The 17,970-nt window shown below is 68.7% G+C and carries 14 protein-coding genes; all 14 read left to right on the forward strand.

Going from position 1 to position 17,970, the window contains the following annotated elements; genetic code table 11:
* The first annotated feature begins 7 nt into the window (after positions 1–7).
* The 14 genes from KVT44_RS22335 to recQ all read left to right on the forward strand — a co-directional run bounded on the left by KVT44_RS22335 (position 8) and on the right by recQ (position 17,965).
* Positions 8–562, forward strand: coding sequence for an NADH-quinone oxidoreductase subunit B family protein (locus tag KVT44_RS22335; protein WP_053743379.1), 555 nt, complete (start codon positions 8–10; stop codon positions 560–562).
* On the forward strand, positions 559–1,299 hold the full coding sequence (locus KVT44_RS22340; RefSeq protein ID WP_060901540.1) for an NADH-quinone oxidoreductase subunit C: 741 nt from the start codon (positions 559–561) through the stop codon (positions 1,297–1,299). Before KVT44_RS22335 ends, KVT44_RS22340 begins: the two co-directional genes overlap by 4 nt.
* Positions 1,296–2,639 (forward strand): NADH-quinone oxidoreductase subunit D, encoded by a 1,344-nt coding sequence (locus KVT44_RS22345; protein WP_190169892.1) that lies wholly within the window; start codon positions 1,296–1,298, stop codon positions 2,637–2,639. The genes KVT44_RS22340 and KVT44_RS22345 overlap by 4 nt, the downstream gene beginning before the upstream one ends.
* Positions 2,640–2,668: 29 nt before the next feature.
* Entirely contained in the window at positions 2,669–3,478 is an 810-nt protein-coding gene (nuoE, locus tag KVT44_RS22350; protein ID WP_054232191.1) for an NADH-quinone oxidoreductase subunit NuoE, read from the forward strand.
* The gene (gene nuoF / locus KVT44_RS22355; protein WP_217568267.1) at positions 3,475–4,824 is read left to right on the forward strand and encodes an NADH-quinone oxidoreductase subunit NuoF; all 1,350 of its coding nucleotides are present in this window, start codon (positions 3,475–3,477) and stop codon (positions 4,822–4,824) included. The genes nuoE and nuoF overlap by 4 nt, the downstream gene beginning before the upstream one ends.
* Positions 4,821–7,325, forward strand: coding sequence for an NADH-quinone oxidoreductase subunit G (locus KVT44_RS22360; protein ID WP_217568268.1), 2,505 nt, complete (start codon positions 4,821–4,823; stop codon positions 7,323–7,325). Before nuoF ends, KVT44_RS22360 begins: the two co-directional genes overlap by 4 nt.
* Positions 7,322–8,698 (forward strand): NADH-quinone oxidoreductase subunit NuoH, encoded by a 1,377-nt coding sequence (gene nuoH / locus KVT44_RS22365; RefSeq protein WP_217568269.1) that lies wholly within the window; start codon positions 7,322–7,324, stop codon positions 8,696–8,698. The genes KVT44_RS22360 and nuoH overlap by 4 nt, the downstream gene beginning before the upstream one ends.
* Complete coding sequence (nuoI, locus tag KVT44_RS22370) at positions 8,691–9,293, forward strand: NADH-quinone oxidoreductase subunit NuoI (RefSeq protein WP_181650401.1); 603 nt, start codon at positions 8,691–8,693, stop codon at positions 9,291–9,293. Before nuoH ends, nuoI begins: the two co-directional genes overlap by 8 nt.
* A complete protein-coding gene (locus KVT44_RS22375) occupies positions 9,290–10,108 on the forward strand; it encodes an NADH-quinone oxidoreductase subunit J (RefSeq protein ID WP_099921206.1) in 819 nt (272 codons plus the stop codon). The genes nuoI and KVT44_RS22375 overlap by 4 nt, the downstream gene beginning before the upstream one ends.
* Positions 10,105–10,404, forward strand: a complete 300-nt coding sequence (gene nuoK / locus KVT44_RS22380) for an NADH-quinone oxidoreductase subunit NuoK (RefSeq protein ID WP_018568277.1) — start codon at positions 10,105–10,107, stop codon at positions 10,402–10,404. The genes KVT44_RS22375 and nuoK overlap by 4 nt, the downstream gene beginning before the upstream one ends.
* Positions 10,405–10,418: 14 nt before the next feature.
* On the forward strand, positions 10,419–12,332 hold the full coding sequence (gene nuoL, locus KVT44_RS22385; RefSeq protein ID WP_075028590.1) for an NADH-quinone oxidoreductase subunit L: 1,914 nt from the start codon (positions 10,419–10,421) through the stop codon (positions 12,330–12,332).
* A gap of 5 nt (positions 12,333–12,337) precedes the next feature.
* Entirely contained in the window at positions 12,338–13,909 is a 1,572-nt protein-coding gene (locus KVT44_RS22390) for an NADH-quinone oxidoreductase subunit M (RefSeq protein WP_190169897.1), read from the forward strand.
* On the forward strand, positions 13,906–15,555 hold the full coding sequence (gene nuoN, locus KVT44_RS22395; protein WP_054232160.1) for an NADH-quinone oxidoreductase subunit NuoN: 1,650 nt from the start codon (positions 13,906–13,908) through the stop codon (positions 15,553–15,555). The genes KVT44_RS22390 and nuoN overlap by 4 nt, the downstream gene beginning before the upstream one ends.
* 424 nt (positions 15,556–15,979) lie before the next feature.
* A complete protein-coding gene (gene recQ / locus KVT44_RS22400) occupies positions 15,980–17,965 on the forward strand; it encodes a DNA helicase RecQ (protein ID WP_190170101.1) in 1,986 nt (661 codons plus the stop codon).
* Positions 17,966–17,970 lie beyond the last annotated feature (5 nt).

Below are 17,970 nucleotides of genomic sequence, written 5' to 3' on the forward strand. Positions count from 1 at the left end.
TTAAGACATGGGACTCGAAGAAAAGCTGCCGAGCGGATTCCTGCTGACCACCGTCGAGCAGGCCGCGGGCTGGGTGCGTAAGGCGTCCGTCTTCCCCGCCACGTTCGGACTCGCCTGCTGCGCCATCGAGATGATGACGACCGGCGCGGGCCGCTACGACCTCGCGCGCTTCGGCATGGAGGTCTTCCGCGGCTCACCGCGCCAGGCCGACCTCATGATCGTCGCCGGCCGCGTCAGTCAGAAGATGGCGCCGGTGCTGCGGCAGGTCTATGACCAGATGCCCAACCCCAAGTGGGTGATCTCCATGGGGGTCTGTGCCTCATCGGGCGGAATGTTCAACAACTACGCCATTGTGCAGGGCGTCGACCACATCGTCCCGGTCGACATCTATTTGCCCGGCTGTCCGCCGCGGCCCGAGATGCTGATCGACGCGATCCTCAAGCTCCACCAGAAGATCCAGACCTCCAAGCTCGGTGTGAACGCCGAGGAGGCGGCCCGCGAGGCGGAGGAAGCGGCGCTCAAGGCGCTCCCCACCATCGAGATGAAGGGCCTGCTGCGGTGAGTGACGCGAACGGCAACGGGGTGAACCCCGAGAAGGACCTCGGCGCCTCGAACCTCCCCGGCCAGCGCGGCGAGGGCGGTGAGGAGATCCGCGTCCAGCGCGGCATGTTCGGCGCCAACAACGGCGGCGACACCACCGGCTACGGAGGCCTGGTCCGCTCCGTCCGGCTGCCCGGCCCGGCCACCCGCCCCTACGGCGGCTGGTTCGACGAGGTCGCCGACGAGCTGGAAGGCGCCCTGGAGGAACAGGGACTCGTCCCCGACAACGCCATCGAGAAGACGATCGTCGACCGCGACGAGCTCACCTTCCACATCGAACGCGAGTACCTGGTCCGGGTCGCCCAGACCCTCCGCGACGACCCGGCCCTGCGCTTCGAACTGTGCACGGGCGTGAGCGGAGTGCACTACCCCAGCGACAAGGGCCGGGAGCTGCACGCCGTCTACCACCTGCGCTCGATCACCCACAACCGGCTGATCCGCCTCGAAGTCAGCGCCCCCGACGCCGACCCGCACGTCCCCTCGCTCGTCTCCGTCTACCCGACGAACGACTGGCACGAGCGCGAGACGTACGACTTCTTCGGCCTGATCTTCGACGGCCACCCGGCACTGACGCGGATCATGATGCCGGACGACTGGCAGGGCCACCCGCAGCGCAAGGACTACCCCCTCGGTGGCATCCCCATCGAGTACAAGGGCGCCCAGATCCCTGCTCCGGACCAGCGGAGGTCGTACTCATGAGCACGCAGACCCCTTCTTCCGGCGCGTCCGCCGCGGCGGCGCGGGAGACGACCGAGGGCACCGTATATACGGTCACCGGTGGCGACTGGGACGAGATCGCCCAGTCCGCGGCGAAGTCCGACGACGAACGCATCATCGTCAACATGGGCCCGCAGCACCCGTCCACCCACGGCGTGCTCCGGCTCATCCTGGAGATCGACGGTGAGACGGTCACCGAGGCCCGCTGCGGCATCGGCTACCTCCACACCGGCATCGAGAAGAACCTCGAGTTCCGCACGTGGACCCAGGGCACCACGTTCGTGACGCGCATGGACTATCTGACGCCGTTCTTCAACGAGACGGCCTACTGTCTCGCCGTCGAGAAGCTCCTCGGCATCGAGGACCAGATCCCCGACCGCGCCTCGATCATCCGCGTCCTCCTGATGGAGCTGAACCGGCTCTCCTCCCACCTGGTGTGCATCGCCACCGGAGGCATGGAACTCGGCGCCACCACGATCATGATCTACGGGTTCCGCGATCGTGAACTCATTCTCGACATCTACGAGCTGATCACCGGCCTGCGGATGAACCACGCGTACATCCGCCCCGGCGGACTCGCCCAGGACCTGCCGCCCGGCGCGGTGGACCAGATCCGCGAGTTCGTGAAGAAGATGCACAAGAACCTTCCCGAGTACGACAAGCTCGCCACCGGGAACCCCATCTTCAAGGCACGTATGCAGGACGTCGGCTACCTCGACCTGGCCGGCTGCATGGCCCTCGGCGCCACCGGCCCGATCCTGCGCTCCGCGGGCCTGCCGCACGACCTGCGCAAGGCCCAGCCGTACTGCGGCTACGAGACGTACGACTTCGAGATCCCGACCGCCGACACCTGCGACTCCTACGGGCGCTTCCTGATCCGCCTGGAGGAAATGCGCCAGTCGCTGCACATCGTCGAGCAGTGCCTGGACCGGCTGCAGCCCGGCCCGGTCATGGTCACCGACAAGAAGATCGCCTGGCCCGCCCAGCTCGCACTGGGCCCCGACGGTCTCGGCAACTCCCTCGACCACATCAAGAAGATCATGGGCACCTCCATGGAGGCCCTGATCCACCACTTCAAGCTGGTGACCGAGGGCTTCCGCGTCCCGCCGGGACAGACGTACGCGGCGGTCGAGTCGCCCAAGGGCGAGCTCGGGGTGCACGTCGTGTCCGACGGAGGCACCCGCCCCTACCGGGTCCACTTCCGCGACCCGTCCTTCACCAATCTGCAGGCCATGGCGGCGATGTGCGAGGGCGGCCAGGTCGCCGACGTCATCGTCGCCGTCGCGTCCATCGACCCCGTGATGGGAGGCGTCGACCGGTGACCACCACCCCCGAGGGCGTCAGCCTGGGCATGCCCCAACTGCCCGCGCCCGACTATCCGGACGACGTCCGAGCCCGGCTCGAGGCGGACGCGCGCGAGATCGTCGCCCGCTACCCGGACTCCCGTTCGGCGCTCCTTCCGTTGCTGCATCTCGTGCAGTCGGAGGAGGGCCATGTCACGCGCACGGGGCAGCGGTTCTGCGCGGACGTACTGAACCTGACCACGGCCGAGGTCACCGCTGTCGCGACCTTCTACTCGATGTACCGGCGCAAGCCGAGCGGTGACTACCAGGTGGGTGTGTGCACCAACACCCTGTGCGCGGTCATGGGCGGCGACGCGATCTTCGAGGCCCTGCAGGACCACCTGGGCGTCGGCAACGGCGAGACCACCGACGACGGCAAGGTCACGCTGGAGCACATCGAGTGCAACGCGGCCTGCGACTTCGCACCGGTCGTGATGGTCAACTGGGAGTTCTTCGACAACCAGACCGTGGCCTCCGCGAAGCGCCTCGTGGATGACCTGCGCACGGGAGCACAGGTCGCACCCACCCGCGGCGCCCCCTTGTGCACCTTCAAGGACACCGCGCGGATCCTGGCGGGCTTCCCCGACGAGCGCGAGGGAGCCGTGGAGGCGGGCGGCAGCGCGGGCCCCGCCTCACTGATCGGTCTCCGCCTGGCCAAGGGGGAGAGCGTCCAGGCACGCGTGGTCCACCCACGAGGCGGCCGGGCACCGCAGGACCAGCCGCCGGCCGAGCACCTGAGCTCGCACGACGCGCCGCAGGACACATCGGCCTCCGATCCGTCGCACCCGGCGGGTCCCGCAGCCGAGGAGGGGGAGTGATGACGTTGGCACCCGAGATCGACGAGACCAGCCCGGAGAAGCTGCTCGCACCCGTGCTGTCGGCCTTCTGGGACGAGGAGAAGTCCTGGTCGCTGGACGTCTACCGGAGGCACGAGGGGTACGAGGGGCTGCGCAAGGCGCTGGCCATGTCGCCGGACGACCTGATCGCGTACGTCAAGGACTCCGGTCTGCGCGGCCGGGGCGGCGCGGGATTCCCCACCGGAATGAAGTGGCAGTTCATTCCTCAGGGCGATGGCAAACCTCACTATCTAGTTGTCAACGCCGACGAATCGGAGCCGGGAACCTGCAAGGACATCCCGCTCCTCTTCGCGAACCCGCACAGCCTCATCGAGGGCATTGTGATCGCGTGTTATGCCATCCGGTCTTCGCATGCGTTCATCTATCTCCGCGGTGAAGTCGTCCCCGTGTTGCGGCGGTTGCACGAGGCCGTTCGAGAGGCCTACGCGGCGGGCTACCTGGGCGAGAACATCCTCGGCAGCGGACTCGACCTCAAGCTCACCGTGCACGCGGGCGCGGGCGCGTACATCTGCGGTGAGGAGACCGCACTGCTCGACTCGCTCGAAGGCCGCCGTGGTCAACCGCGGCTCCGTCCCCCCTTCCCAGCTGTCGCGGGCCTCTACGCGTGCCCGACTGTGGTGAATAACGTCGAGTCGATCGCGTCAGTTCCCGCAATCCTCCGAAAAGGCAAGGAATGGTTCAGGTCGATGGGCAGTGAGAAGTCCCCGGGCTTCACGCTGTACTCGCTCAGCGGCCACGTCGCCAGCCCCGGCCAGTACGAGGCTCCGCTCGGCATCACACTCCGTCAACTCCTCGAGATGAGCGGCGGGATGCGCCCCGGCCACCGGTTGAAGTTCTGGACGCCGGGCGGCTCCTCGACCCCGATGTTCACCGACGAGCACCTCGACGTCCCTCTTGATTACGAAGGAGTGGGTGCCGCGGGTTCCATGCTCGGCACAAAAGCACTCCAGTGCTTCGACGAGACGACCTGCGTCGTGCGGGCGGTCACCCGGTGGACCGAGTTCTACGCCCACGAGTCCTGCGGCAAGTGCACGCCCTGCCGCGAAGGGACGTACTGGCTCGTGCAGTTGCTGCGCGACATCGAGGCCGGCAAGGGCGTCATGTCGGACCTCGACAAGCTCAACGACATCGCCGACAACATCAACGGCAAGTCGTTCTGCGCCCTCGGCGACGGCGCCGCCTCGCCGATCTTCTCCTCGCTCAAGTACTTCCGCCAGGAGTACGAGGAGCACATCACGGGCCGCGGCTGCCCCTTTGACCCGGCCAAGTCCACGGCTTGGGCCGACCGCACGGAGGTGAACGCATGACGGTGACCACCAGCGCTCCCTCGGGAGGGGGAGAGGCGGCGGTTCCGCCGGAGGATCTCGTCTCGCTGACGATCGACGGAGCCGAGATCAGCGTGCCCAAGGGCACCCTGGTCATCCGGGCCGCCGAACAGCTCGGCATCGAGATCCCCCGCTTCTGCGACCATCCGCTGCTCGACCCGGCCGGCGCCTGCCGCCAGTGCATCGTCGAGGTCGAGGGCCAGCGCAAGCCCATGGCGTCCTGCACGATCACGTGTACGGACGGAATGGTGGTGAAGACTCACCTCACCTCGCCCGTCGCCGAAAAGGCCCAGCACGGTGTGATGGAGCTGTTGCTCATCAACCACCCGCTGGACTGCCCGGTCTGCGACAAGGGCGGCGAGTGCCCGCTGCAGAACCAGGCGATGTCGCACGGCAACGCCGAATCCCGCTTCGAGGGCAAGAAGCGGACCTACGAGAAGCCGGTGCCGATCTCCACGCAGGTGCTGCTCGACCGGGAGCGGTGCGTGCTGTGCGCCCGGTGCACCCGCTTCTCCAACCAGATCGCCGGCGACCCGATGATCGAGCTGATCGAGCGGGGCGCGCTCCAGCAGGTCGGCACCGGCGAGGGCGACCCGTTCGAGTCGTACTTCTCCGGGAACACCATCCAGATCTGCCCGGTGGGCGCGCTGACTTCGGCGGCGTATCGCTTCCGCTCGCGTCCGTTCGACCTCGTCTCCTCGCACTCGGTGTGCGAGCACTGCGCGGGCGGCTGCGCGACCCGCACCGACCACCGGCGCGGCAAGGTCATGCGGCGCCTGGCCTCCCCCGACCCCGAGGTCAACGAGGAGTGGCTCTGCGACAAGGGGCGGTTCGGGTTCCGGTACGCGCAGCAGCGGGACCGGCTCGAGACACCCCTTGTACGGCGTGAGTCGGGTGAACTGGAGCCCGCTTCGTGGCCCGAGGCCCTGGAGGCGGCGGCCCGGGGCCTGTCGGCGGCCCGCGGCCGGACCGGCGTCCTGACCGGTGGCCGTCTCACCGTCGAGGACGCCTACGCCTACAGCAAGTTCGCGCGCGTGGCCCTCGACACGAACGACATCGACTTCCGCGCGCGTGTGCACAGCGCCGAGGAGGCCGACTTCCTGGCCTCCCGGGTCGCCGGACACGGACGGGACCTCGACGGTACGGGCCTCACGTACACCTCTTTGGAGAAGGCGCCCGCCGTCCTGCTCGTCGGCTTCGAGTCCGAGGAGGAGGCGCCCGGAGTCTTCCTGCGGCTGCGCAAGGCCTGGCGCGGACACGGACAGAAGACGTTCTCGCTCGCCACGTACGCGACACGCGGCCTGGACAAGGCGGGCGGCACGCTGCTGCCCGCCGCGCCCGGTACCGAGACCGAGTGGCTGGACGCCCTCGCGAGCGGCATCGGGCTGGCGGGCGACGGTGCCAAGGCCGCCGAGGCGCTGCGCACCGAGGGTGCGGTGATCGTCGTCGGCGAGCGGCTCGCGGGCGTGGCGGGCGGCCTCACCGCCGCCGTGCGGGCCGCGTCCGCGACCGGCGCCACACTGGTGTGGATCCCGCGCCGTGCCGGGGAGCGCGGCGCGATCGAGGCGGGCGCGCTGCCGTCGCTGCTGCCGGGCGGGCGTCCTGCCACCGACCCGCGCGCGCGGGAGGAGGTCGCGGCCGCCTGGGGCGTCTCCGAGCTCCCGCACCGCTACGGGCGCGACACCGGCCAGATCGTCGAGGCCGCCGTCGGCGGGGAGCTGCGGGCCCTGGTGGTGGCGGGCGTGGAGGTCGCCGACCTTCCCGACCCGGCACGCGCGCGTGCGGCCCTTTCCGAAGTCGGCTTCCTGGTGTCGCTCGAACAGCGGCCCGGTGAGGTCACCGAGCACGCGGATGTCGTCCTCCCGGTGGCCGCGGTCGCCGAGAAGGCGGGCACCTTCCTGAACTGGGAGGGCAGGGTGCGCTTCTTCGAGGCCGCGCTCAAGCCCGACCAGATGACCCGCGGCCTGGCGCCCACCGACGCGCGTGTCCTGCAGATGCTCGCCGACGCCATGGACGTACACCTGGGTCTGCCGGATCTGCGCACCACGCGCGGGGAGCTGGACCGGCTCGGTCCCTGGGGCGGCCTGCGGGCCACCGGGCCTGTGGAGATCGCGGCATCGCTGCCGCGTCCCGCCGCGGGAGAGGCCGTGCTCGCGGGCCACCGGCTGCTGCTCGACCAGGGCCGCCTCCAGGAGGGTGACGACGCGCTCGCCGGGACCCGGCACGCGGCACGCGCGCGTGTGTCGGCGGCCACGGCCGCCGAGGCGGGCGTCAAGGAAGGTGACCTCCTCGCGGTCACCGGCAGCGCCGGAACCGTCGAACTCCCGCTGCAGATCACCGAGATGCCCGACCGCGTGGTCTGGCTCCCGCTGAACTCCGCCGGAGGAGGCGTCGCCTCCGACACGGGGGCGCTGCCCGGCGCACTCGTCCGCATCGGTCCGGCGACGCTCGTCGGCGAGGCCCCCAAGGAGGTGGAGGCATGAGCGGTCTGTACCTCGCCACTGAAGACCTCTCCATGTTCGGCCGCGACCCCTGGTGGCTGGTCGTCGTCAAGGCGGTCTTCTGCTTCGCCTTCCTGATGATCACCGTGCTGTTCTCGATCGTGTGGGAGCGCAAGGTCGTCGCCTGGATGCAGCTGCGCATCGGACCCAACCGGCACGGCCCCTGGGGCATGCTCCAGTCGCTCGCCGACGGCGTCAAACTGATGCTCAAGGAAGACGTCATCGTCAAACGCGCGGACAAGGTGGTCTACGTCCTCGCGCCGATCGTCGCGGCCATCCCGGCCTTCATGGCGATCGCGGTGATCCCCTTCGGACCCGCCGACAACGAGATCTCGATCTTCGGCCACCGCACCACGATGCAGCTCACGGACCTGCCGATCGCGATGCTCTACATCCTCGCGGTCGCCTCGGTGGGCATCTACGGGATCGTGCTCGCGGGTTGGAGTTCTGGATCCACCTACCCGCTGCTGGGCGGTCTGCGGTCCTGCGCGCAGATGATCTCGTACGAGATCGCCATGGGCGCCGCTTTCGCCTCGGTGTTCCTCTACTCCGGGTCGATGTCGACCTCGACGATCGTCGAACAGCAGCACGACCGCTGGTACATCATCCTGCTGCCGGTCTCGTTCCTGATCTACATCATCACGATGGTCGGCGAGACCAACCGCGCCCCCTTCGACATGCCGGAGTCCGAGGGCGACCTCGTCGGCGGTTTCAACACCGAGTACTCGTCCATCAAGTTCGCGCTGTTCATGCTCGCCGAGTACGTGAACATGGTGACGGTCTCGGCCGTGTCGACCACGCTCTTCCTGGGCGGCTGGCGGGCCCCGTGGCCCATCAGCACCTTCTGGGAGGGCGCCAACCACGGCTGGTGGCCGATGCTCTGGTTCGTGGTGAAGGTGCAGCTGCTGCTGTTCTTCTTCATCTGGCTGCGCGGCACACTGCCGCGCGTCCGCTACGACCAGCTGATGAAGCTCGGCTGGAAGGTCCTCATCCCGGTCTCCGTGGTCTGGCTGATGCTCGTCGCGACCGTACGGACCCTCAGGAACGAGAACTACGACTTCGCCGACATCGCCCTGTACGTCGGCGGCGGTGTCCTCGTCCTGCTGCTGCTCTCGTTCGCCGCGGACATCTTCCGCGACAAGCAGGGCGCGCGGGAAGCGCCCGCCGAGCCCGCCGCCTTCGACCCGATGGCCGGTGGATTCCCGGTGCCGCCACTGCCGGGACAGGAGCTGCCACCCGTGCCGCGGCGTCGACCGCGCCGCGAGCGCGAGTTGATTGTCAGTGGTGGATCCGATACTGCGAGTGACGGATCGAATGCCGGAACTCGTGACGGAAAGGAGGGGTCCGATGGCTGAGGAGCCGAAGGAGACCAAGCCCGGTTTCCAGAACCCCGTCGCCGGCTTCGGCGTGACCTTCAAGGCCATGTTCAAGAAGCGCCTGACGGAGCAGTACCCGGAGCAGCAGAAGACCACCGCCCCGCGGTTCCACGGCCGGCACCAGCTCAACCGTCACCCGGACGGTCTGGAGAAGTGCATCGGCTGCGAGCTGTGCGCCTGGGCCTGCCCCGCGGACGCCATCTATGTGGAGGGCGCGGACAACACCGACGAGGAGCGCTACTCGCCGGGCGAGCGGTACGGCCGCGTCTACCAGATCAACTACGCCCGCTGCATCCTGTGCGGCCTGTGCATCGAGGCGTGCCCCACTCGCGCGCTCACGATGACGAACGAGTTCGAGCTCGCCGACTCCAGCCGCGCCAACCTCATCTACACCAAGGAGCAGCTGCTCGCCGGGCTCGACGAGGGCATGGTCGACACACCGCACTCGATCTTCCCCGGCACGGACGAGCAGGACTACTACCAGGGTCTGGTGACCGAGGCGGCGCCGGGCACGGAGCGCCAAGTAGCCGTCTCCAAGGGCGAGAAGCCCACGGAAGAGGGGGTGGGGGCATGAGCGCGCAGCTCGCCGTCTACTCCACCTCCACCGGAGAGGCCTTCCAGTTCTGGATCCTCGGCACGGTCGCCGTGATCGGCGCCCTGTGCACCGTCTTCATGAAGAAGGCCGTGCACAGCGCGCTCTGTCTCGCCGGCACCATGATCGTCCTGGCGGTGTTCTACCTCGCCAACGGCGCCTATTTCCTGGGCGTCGTGCAGATCGTCGTCTACACCGGCGCGATCATGATGCTGTTCCTCTTCGTGGTCATGCTCGTCGGTGTCACCGCGGCGGACTCCCTGAAGGAGACCATCAAGGGGCAGCGCTGGCTGGCCCTGGTGTGCGGACTCGGCTTCGGCGTCCTGCTGGTCGCGGGCATCGGCAACGCGTCCCTGAAGGACTTCAACGGCCTGAGCAAGGCCAACGCCAACGGGAACGTGGAGGGCCTCGCCGCCCTCATCTTCACGAAGTACGTGTTCGCCTTCGAAATCACCGGCGCCCTGCTCATCACGGCCGCCGTCGGCGCCATGGTGCTCACGCACCGCGAGCGCACCGAGCGCGCCAAGACCCAGCGCGAGCTGTCCGAGCAGCGCGTACGGGAAGGCAAGCACGTACCGCCGCTGCCGGCCCCCGGTGTCTACGCCCGGCACAACGCGGTGGACATCGCGGGCCTCCTCCCGGACGGCACCCCGTCCGAGCTGACGGTCAGCAAGACGCTGCGGGACCGCGGCCAGATCCGTGACGTGTCCACCGAGGCGCTGAGCGATCTGAAGGCGCTGGAGCAGCGGGCCGAAGAACGCCTGGAGCGCACGAAGACGGAGGAGGCGTCCAAGTGAACCCGGTCAACTACCTCTATCTCGCCGCCCTGTTGTTCACGATCGGCGCCACCGGCGTGCTGATCAGACGCAACGCGATCGTGGTGTTCATGTGCGTCGAGCTCATGCTCAACGCCTGCAACCTCGCGTTCGTCGTCTTCTCCCGCATGCACGGCAATCTCGACGGCCAGATCATCGCCTTCTTCACGATGGTCGTCGCCGCCGCGGAGGTCGTGGTCGGGCTCGCGATCATCGTGTCGCTCTTCCGTTCCCGCCACTCGGCCTCGGTCGACGACGCCAGCCTGATGAAGCTGTAAGGGGTCGCTGAATCGTGGAGAACCTGATTGCGCTGCTGGTAGCGGCGCCTCTGCTCGGAGCGGCCGTACTGCTGTGCGGCGGCCGGCGGCTCGATGCCGTCGGCCACTGGATCGGCACGGCGCTCGCGGCCGCGTCCTTCGTGATCGGCGCGATCCTCTTCGTCGACATGCTGGGCAAGAGCGCGGACCACCGGGCCATGAGCCAGTACCTGTTCAGCTGGATCCCCGTCGAGGGCTTCCAGGCGGACGTCTCCTTCCAGCTCGACCAGCTGTCGATGACGTTCGTTCTGCTGATCACCGGCGTCGGCTCACTGATCCACCTGTACTCGATCGGATACATGGAGCACGACGAGCGGCGCCGCCGCTTCTTCGGCTACCTGAACCTGTTCCTCGCGGCGATGCTGCTGCTCGTCCTCGCCGACAACTACCTGCTGTTGTACGTCGGCTGGGAGGGCGTCGGCCTCGCCTCGTACCTGCTGATCGGCTTCTGGCAGCACAAGCCCAGCGCCGCCACCGCCGCGAAGAAGGCCTTCCTGGTCAACCGCGTCGGCGACATGGGCCTGTCGATCGCCATCATGCTGATGTTCACCACCTTCGGGTCCTTCGCCTTCGGGCCGGTGCTCGGTACCGAGGGGCACCCGGGGCTCGTCGGTGGCGCGACCGAGGGCAAGCTCACCGCCGTCGCCCTGATGCTGCTGCTCGCCGCCTGCGGCAAGTCCGCCCAGGTGCCGCTGCAGTCCTGGCTCGGGGACGCGATGGAGGGCCCGACCCCGGTCTCGGCCCTCATCCACGCCGCGACCATGGTGACCGCGGGTGTCTACCTGATCGTTCGCTCCGCCGCGATCTTCAACGCCGCGCCCGACGCCCAGCTCGTCGTCACCGTGGTCGGCGCCGTCACGCTCCTGTTCGGTGCGATCGTCGGTTGCGCGAAGGACGACATCAAGAAGGCGCTCGCCGGTTCGACGATGTCGCAGATCGGTTACATGGTGCTGGCCGCGGGCCTCGGCCCCATCGGCTACGTCTTCGCGATCATGCACCTGGTGACGCACGGCTTCTTCAAGGCCGGACTGTTCCTCGGCGCCGGCTCGGTCATGCACGGCATGAACGACGAGGTCGACATGCGCAAGTACGGCGGCCTGCGCACGTACATGCCGATCACCTTCGTCACCTTCGGCCTCGGCTACCTCGCCATCATCGGCTTCCCGGGCCTGTCCGGCTTCTTCTCCAAGGACAAGATCATCGAGGCGGCCTTCGCGAAGGGCGGCACCGAGGGCTGGATCCTCGGCGGCGCGGCCCTGCTGGGCGCGGCCATCACGGCGTACTACATGACCCGCGTGATGATCATGACGTTCTTCGGGGAGAAGCGCTGGCAGCCGGACGCCGAAGGCCATGAGCCGCACCCGCACGAGTCCCCGAGGTCCATGACGATCCCCATGATCGTGCTGGCCTTCGGATCGGTCTTCGCGGGCGGTTTCTTCAGTATCGGCGACCGCTTCCTCAACTGGCTGGAGCCGGTCACCGGGCACTCGGAGGGCAACTCGCCCGTCAGCGCCCTCACGGTCACGCTGGCCACCATGGTGCTGCTCGTCGTCGGCGCCGGAATCGCGTACGCCCAGTACGGGCGCAGCCCCGTCCCGGTCGTCGCCCCGCGCGGTTCCCTGCTCACCCGGGCCGCCCGGCGCGACCTGCTCCAGGACGACTTCAACCACGTCGTGCTGGTGCGCGGCGGGGAGCACCTCACACGCTCCCTGGTGTACGTCGACCACACCCTGGTCGACGGGGTCGTCAACGGCACCGCGGCCTCCATGGGCGGCCTCTCCGGGCGGCTGCGCAAACTGCAGAACGGCTATGCGCGCAGTTACGCGGTCTCGATGTTCGGCGGTGCGGCGATCCTCGTCGCCGCGACCCTGCTGATGAGGGCGGTCTGATACCGATGTCCTTTCCTCTGCTGACAGCGACGGCGGCGCTCCCGGCGATCGGGGCGATCGCCACGGCCGCCGTGCCGGCCGCGCAACGCGTCGCCGCCAAGTGGCTGGCGCTGATCGTCTCGCTCGCCACGCTCGTCCTGGCCGCGATCGTGCTCGTACGCTTCGACCCGGGCGGCAACCGCTACCAGCTCACCGAATCCCACGCCTGGATCAAGGACTTCGGGGTGCGGTACGAGCTGGGCGTGGACGGCATCGGGGTGGCGCTCGTCGCGCTGACCGCGCTGCTGATCCCGTTCGTGATCCTGGCGGGCTGGCACGACGCCGACCCACAGGAGACAGGAAGCAGGCGCTGGCGGCCGACCCAGGGCTTCTTCGCCCTGATCCTGGCCGTCGAGGCGATGGTGATCATCTCCTTCGAGGCCACCGACGTCTTCCTCTTCTACATCTTCTTCGAAGCCATGCTGATCCCGATGTACTTCCTCATCGGCGGCTTCGGGGACCGTGCCCACGAGCACGGGGACGACGCGGCGGCGACCCAACGCTCGTACGCCGCGGTGAAGTTCCTCCTCTACAACCTGGTCGGCGGCCTGATCATGCTGGCCGCCGTCATCGGCCTCTACGTAGTGGCCGGAAACTTCTCGCTCCAGGAGATCGTGCAGGCCCGCGCCAACGGCTCGCTGCACATGGCGACCAGCACGGAGCGGTGGCTGTTCCTCGGCTTCTTCTTCGCGTTCGCGGTGAAGGCGCCCCTGTGGCCGCTGCACACCTGGCTGCCCAACGCCATGGGAGAGGCCACGGCCCCGGTCGCGGTACTGATCACGGCGGTGGTCGACAAGGTCGGTACCTTCGCGATGCTCCGCTTCTGCCTCCAGCTCTTCCCGGAGGCGAGCAAGTGGGCGACGCCGGTCATCCTCGTCCTCGCCCTCATCAGCATCATCTACGGGGCGCTGCTCGCGGTCGGCCAGCGGGACATCAAACGGCTGGTGGCGTACGCGTCGATCTCGCACTTCGGGTTCATCATCCTGGGCATCTTCGCGATGACCAGCCAGGGCCAGTCGGGCGCGACGCTCTACATGGTCAACCACGGGATCTCCACCGCCGCCCTGATGCTGGTGGCGGGCTTCCTGATCTCGCGGCGCGGCTCGCGTCTGATCGCCGACTACGGCGGGGTGCAGAAAGTCGCCCCGGTACTAGCGGGCACCTTCCTGATCGGCGGCCTCGCGACCCTCTCGCTCCCCGGGCTCGCGCCCTTCGTGAGTGAATTCCTGGTCCTGGTGGGCGCGTTCGAGCGCTACCCGGCCGTCGGTATCGTCGCCACCTTCGGCATCGTCCTCGCCGCGCTCTACACACTCGTCCTCTATCAGCGGACGATGACGGGCCCGGTGAAGGCGGAGGTCGCCGAGATGCCCGACCTCAGGGTGCGTGAGCTTCTGGTGGTCGCCCCGCTGATCGCCCTGTTGATCTTCCTGGGCGTCTATCCGAAGCCGGTCACCGACATCGTCAACCCGGCGGTCCAGCAGACCATGTCCGACGTCCATAAGACGGACCCCAAGCCCGAGGTGGAGGCGGCCAAGTGAGCACAGCAGCTGTCCACAGCCTGTGGACAACCGCGGCCGAACCGATCTCCAAGATCGACGCGCCGAAGATCGAATACGGGCAATTGTCGCCCACCCTGATCGTGATCGGGGCGGCGCTCGTAGGGGTGCTCGTCGAGGCCTTCGTGCCGCGCAAGTCCCGGTACTACGCGCAGGTCTTCCTGTCCGTCGTCGCGCTCGCCGCAGCCTTCGCCGCGGTGATCGCACTGGCGGCGGGCGGATACGGCACCACGAAGGCGCACATCGCGGCCATGGGCGCGATCGCCGTCGACGGACCGTCCCTGTTCCTGCAGGGCACGATCCTGCTGGCGGGCATCCTCGGTGTCTTCACCTTCGCCGAGCGACGGCTCGACCCGGAGGCGCACGGCAACCGCGTCGACTCGTTCGCCGCGCAGGCCGCCTCCGTGCCCGGCAGCGACAGCGAGAAGGCCGCGGTGAAGGCCGGGTTCACCACCACCGAGGTGTTCCCGCTGCTGCTCTTCGCGATCGGCGGCATGCTGGTCTTCCCGTCGGCCAACGACCTGCTGACCCTGTTCATCGCGCTGGAAGTCTTCTCGCTGCCCCTCTACCTGCTGTGCGCCGTGGCCCGCCGCAAGCGGCTCATGTCGCAGGAGGCCGCGGTCAAGTACTTCCTGCTCGGCGCCTTCGCCTCCGCGTTCACCCTCTTCGGCATCGCCCTGCTCTACGGCTACGCGGGCTCCGTGTCGTACGCGACGATCGCACAGGTCGTGGACGGCACGATCCCGAACGTCGACCCGGCGCTCGTCGGCACCATGGGCAACGACGTGCTGCTGCTCATCGGCGCCGCGATGGTCGTCATGGGCCTGCTCTTCAAGGTCGGCGCGGTGCCGTTCCACATGTGGACCCCCGACGTCTACCAGGGCGCGCCGACACCGGTCACCGGCTTCATGGCCGCGGCGACGAAGGTGGCCGCCTTCGGGGCGCTGCTGCGGCTGCTGTACGTCGTCCTGCCGGGCCTCCGCTGGGACTGGCGGCCGGTCATGTGGGCCGTCGCGATCGTCACCATGCTGGGCGGTGCGATCGTCGCGATCACCCAGACCGACATCAAGCGGCTCCTGGCGTACTCGTCCATCGCGCACGCCGGATTCATCCTCGCGGGCGTCATCGCGACCTCGCGGGACGGCGTCTCGTCTGTCCTCTTCTACCTGGCCGCGTACTCGTTCGTGACGATCGGGGCCTTCGCGGTCGTGACCCTGGTCCGGGACGCGGGCGGCGAGGCCACGCACCTGTCCAAGTGGGCGGGCCTCGGACGCCGCTCCCCGCTGGTGGCGGCAGTCTTCGCGGTCTTCCTGCTGGCGTTCGCGGGTATTCCGCTGACCTCCGGCTTCGCCGGGAAGTTCGCCGTCTTCAAGGCGGCGGCGGAGGGCGGCGCGGGCCCGCTGGTCGTGGTCGGTGTGATCTCGTCGGCGATCGCGGCGTTCTTCTACATCCGCGTGATCGTGCTCATGTTCTTCAGCGAGCCCCGGCCGGAGGGACCGACGGTCGCCGTGCCCTCGCCGCTGACCATGACGGCGATCGGGTTCGGTGTGGCGGTCACGCTGGTGCTCGGTGTGGCGCCGCAGTACTTCCTGAACCTGGCGAGCCAGGCGGGAGTCTTCGTCCGCTGAACCGCGCATGGGCCGGGCCCCGCTCCCTCCTCGTGAGGCAGCGGGGCCCGAGCTGTGATCAGCGCATCGCGTGCCCCGTCTGAGCCGTCAGAGCCGTCTGAGCCGTCCGGCTCGGAGGGACCGGGCACTTGACGTCCGGAACGATCCACTCCACCCCGACGAGGTTGCGCTTACCCGTATCTGTCGGCGATGGTGACCGACTCGTCGAGGTACTTCGCGGTCGCGGCGTACGTCGTCGTCGCCATGCGAGTGGGGCCAACGGATTGAACGCGCGCAGGGCGCGCCGTGCAGGGGAGTGAGACCGGCCGGACGCGAGTACGTAGGGAAGCCGATCGGTCGCAGCCTGTGGATAACTCTCGGGCTGTCGGCGCGGACCCCTATCGTGGACGCAGTGGTCGAGGCGCGACGTACGGGGGACAGGACGATGGGCGGGACGGGTGTGATGACCGAAGCGGACGCGACGGAGACGCTGGGAGAGAGCGAGGCACTGGCCACGCTCCACCGGGTCTTCGGGTACGACGCCTTCCGCGGTGAGCAGGAAGCGATCATCGAGCACGTGGTGGCGGGCGGTGACGCTGTCGTCCTGATGCCGACAGGTGGCGGCAAGTCGCTCTGCTACCAGATTCCGGCCCTGGTCAGACCGGGTACGGGAGTCGTGGTCTCCCCCCTCATCGCGCTGATGCAGGATCAGGTGGACGCGCTGCGCGCGCTGGGCGTGCGCGCCGGGTTCATGAACTCCACGCAGGACTTCGACGAGCGGCGCGTAGTGGAGGCCGAGTTCCTGTCAGGGGAGCTCGACGTGCTCTACCTGGCCCCGGAGCGGCTGCGCCTGGAGACCACGCTGGACCTGCTGTCACGCGGGAAGATCTCCGTCTTCGCGATCGACGAGGCGCACTGCGTGGCCCAGTGGGGCCACGACTTCCGCCCCGACTATCTGGCGCTCTCACTGCTCGGCGAGCGCTGGCCGGACGTCCCGCGCATCGCGCTGACGGCCACGGCCACCCGCGCGACGCACAAGGAGATCACCCAGCGCCTGGCCATGCCGACCGCCCGCCACTTCGAGGCGAGCTTCGACCGTCCCAACATCCAGTACCGGATCGTTCCGAAGGCCGATCCCAAGAAGCAGCTGCTGTCCTTCCTGCGCGACGAGCACGCGGGCGACGCCGGCATCGTGTACTGCCTCTCGCGCAACTCGGTGGAGAAGACGGCCGAGTTCCTCTCCCGCAACGGTGTCGAGGCGGTGCCGTACCACGCGGGTCTGGACGCGGGCACCCGCGCCACCCACCAGTCGCGCTTCCTGCGCGAAGAGGGCCTCGTCGTGGTCGCCACCATCGCCTTCGGGATGGGCATCGACAAGCCGGACGTGCGGTTCGTCGCCCACCTCGACCTGCCCAAGTCGGTCGAGGGCTACTACCAGGAGACGGGACGCGCGGGCCGTGACGGACTGCCGTCCACGGCATGGATGGCGTACGGGCTTCAGGATGTCGTCCAGCAGCGCAAGATGATCCAGGGCTCGGAGGGCGACGAGGCGTTCCGCCGCCGGGCCGCCGCCCACCTGGACTCGATGCTGGCCCTGTGCGAGACGGTGCAGTGCCGGCGCTCCCAGCTCCTCGCCTACTTCGGCCAGGACCCGCACACCCCGGCCTGCGGCAACTGCGACACGTGCCTCCTACCGCCCGAGACCTCGGACGGCACGGTCGTGGCACAGAAGCTGCTGTCCACGGTGGTACGGCTGCAGCGCGAGCGCGGACAGAAGTTCGGCGCCGGTCAGATCATCGACATCCTGCTGGGGCGGCGCACCGCCAAGGTGATCCAGTTCGATCACGACCAGCTGTCCGTGTTCGGCATCGGTGAGGACCTCGCCGAGTCCGAATGGCGTGGCGTGGTGCGGCAGTTGCTGGCGCAAGGCCTGCTCGCGGTAGAGGGCGAGTACGGGACGCTGGTGCTGACCGAGGAGAGCGGGACGGTGCTGCGGCGCGAGCGCGAGGTGCCGCTTCGCAAGGAGCCGCCGAAGCCCACCGTCTCCCGCTCCTCCTCGTCCTCGCGGGGCGATCGCAAGGCCAAGGCCGCCGCGGCCGACCTGCCCCAGGAGCTCGTCCCCGCCTTCGAGGCCCTGCGCTCCTGGCGCGCCGAACAGGCCAAGGAACAGGGCGTCCCGGCCTACGTCATCTTCCACGACGCCACGCTCCGGGAGATCGCCACGGTGTGGCCCACCTCGGTCGAAGGCCTCGGTGGCATCAGCGGGGTGGGCGAGAAGAAGCTCGCGACATACGGAGAGGGCGTGATCGGAGTGCTCGCCTCCCTGGGCGGCGGCGCCCCCGGAGCAGCACCGGCCGCCGCGGCCGGTGAGGCACCGGACCCGGACTGGCCCGAGATGGACGCGGAACCGGAGCCGGAGGACTGGATATAGGGCGT

The sequence above is a fragment of the Streptomyces sp. GbtcB7 genome, from assembly GCF_019091445.1.
Classification (GTDB): domain Bacteria; phylum Actinomycetota; class Actinomycetes; order Streptomycetales; family Streptomycetaceae; genus Streptomyces; species Streptomyces mirabilis.

Coding starts and splice junctions, on each gene's coding strand:
- nuoI (WP_181650401.1), top strand. CDS start 8,691: ATGGCTGAGGAGCCGAAGGAGACCAAGCCCGGTTTCCAGAACCCCGTC.
- KVT44_RS22360 (WP_217568268.1), top strand. CDS start 4,821: ATGACGGTGACCACCAGCGCTCCCTCGGGAGGGGGAGAGGCGGCGGTT.
- KVT44_RS22390 (WP_190169897.1), top strand. CDS start 12,338: ATGTCCTTTCCTCTGCTGACAGCGACGGCGGCGCTCCCGGCGATCGGG.
- KVT44_RS22335 (WP_053743379.1), top strand. CDS start 8: ATGGGACTCGAAGAAAAGCTGCCGAGCGGATTCCTGCTGACCACCGTC.
- recQ (WP_190170101.1), top strand. CDS start 15,980: ATGGGCGGGACGGGTGTGATGACCGAAGCGGACGCGACGGAGACGCTG.
- KVT44_RS22345 (WP_190169892.1), top strand. CDS start 1,296: ATGAGCACGCAGACCCCTTCTTCCGGCGCGTCCGCCGCGGCGGCGCGG.
- KVT44_RS22375 (WP_099921206.1), top strand. CDS start 9,290: ATGAGCGCGCAGCTCGCCGTCTACTCCACCTCCACCGGAGAGGCCTTC.
- nuoH (WP_217568269.1), top strand. CDS start 7,322: ATGAGCGGTCTGTACCTCGCCACTGAAGACCTCTCCATGTTCGGCCGC.
- nuoE (WP_054232191.1), top strand. CDS start 2,669: ATGCCCCAACTGCCCGCGCCCGACTATCCGGACGACGTCCGAGCCCGG.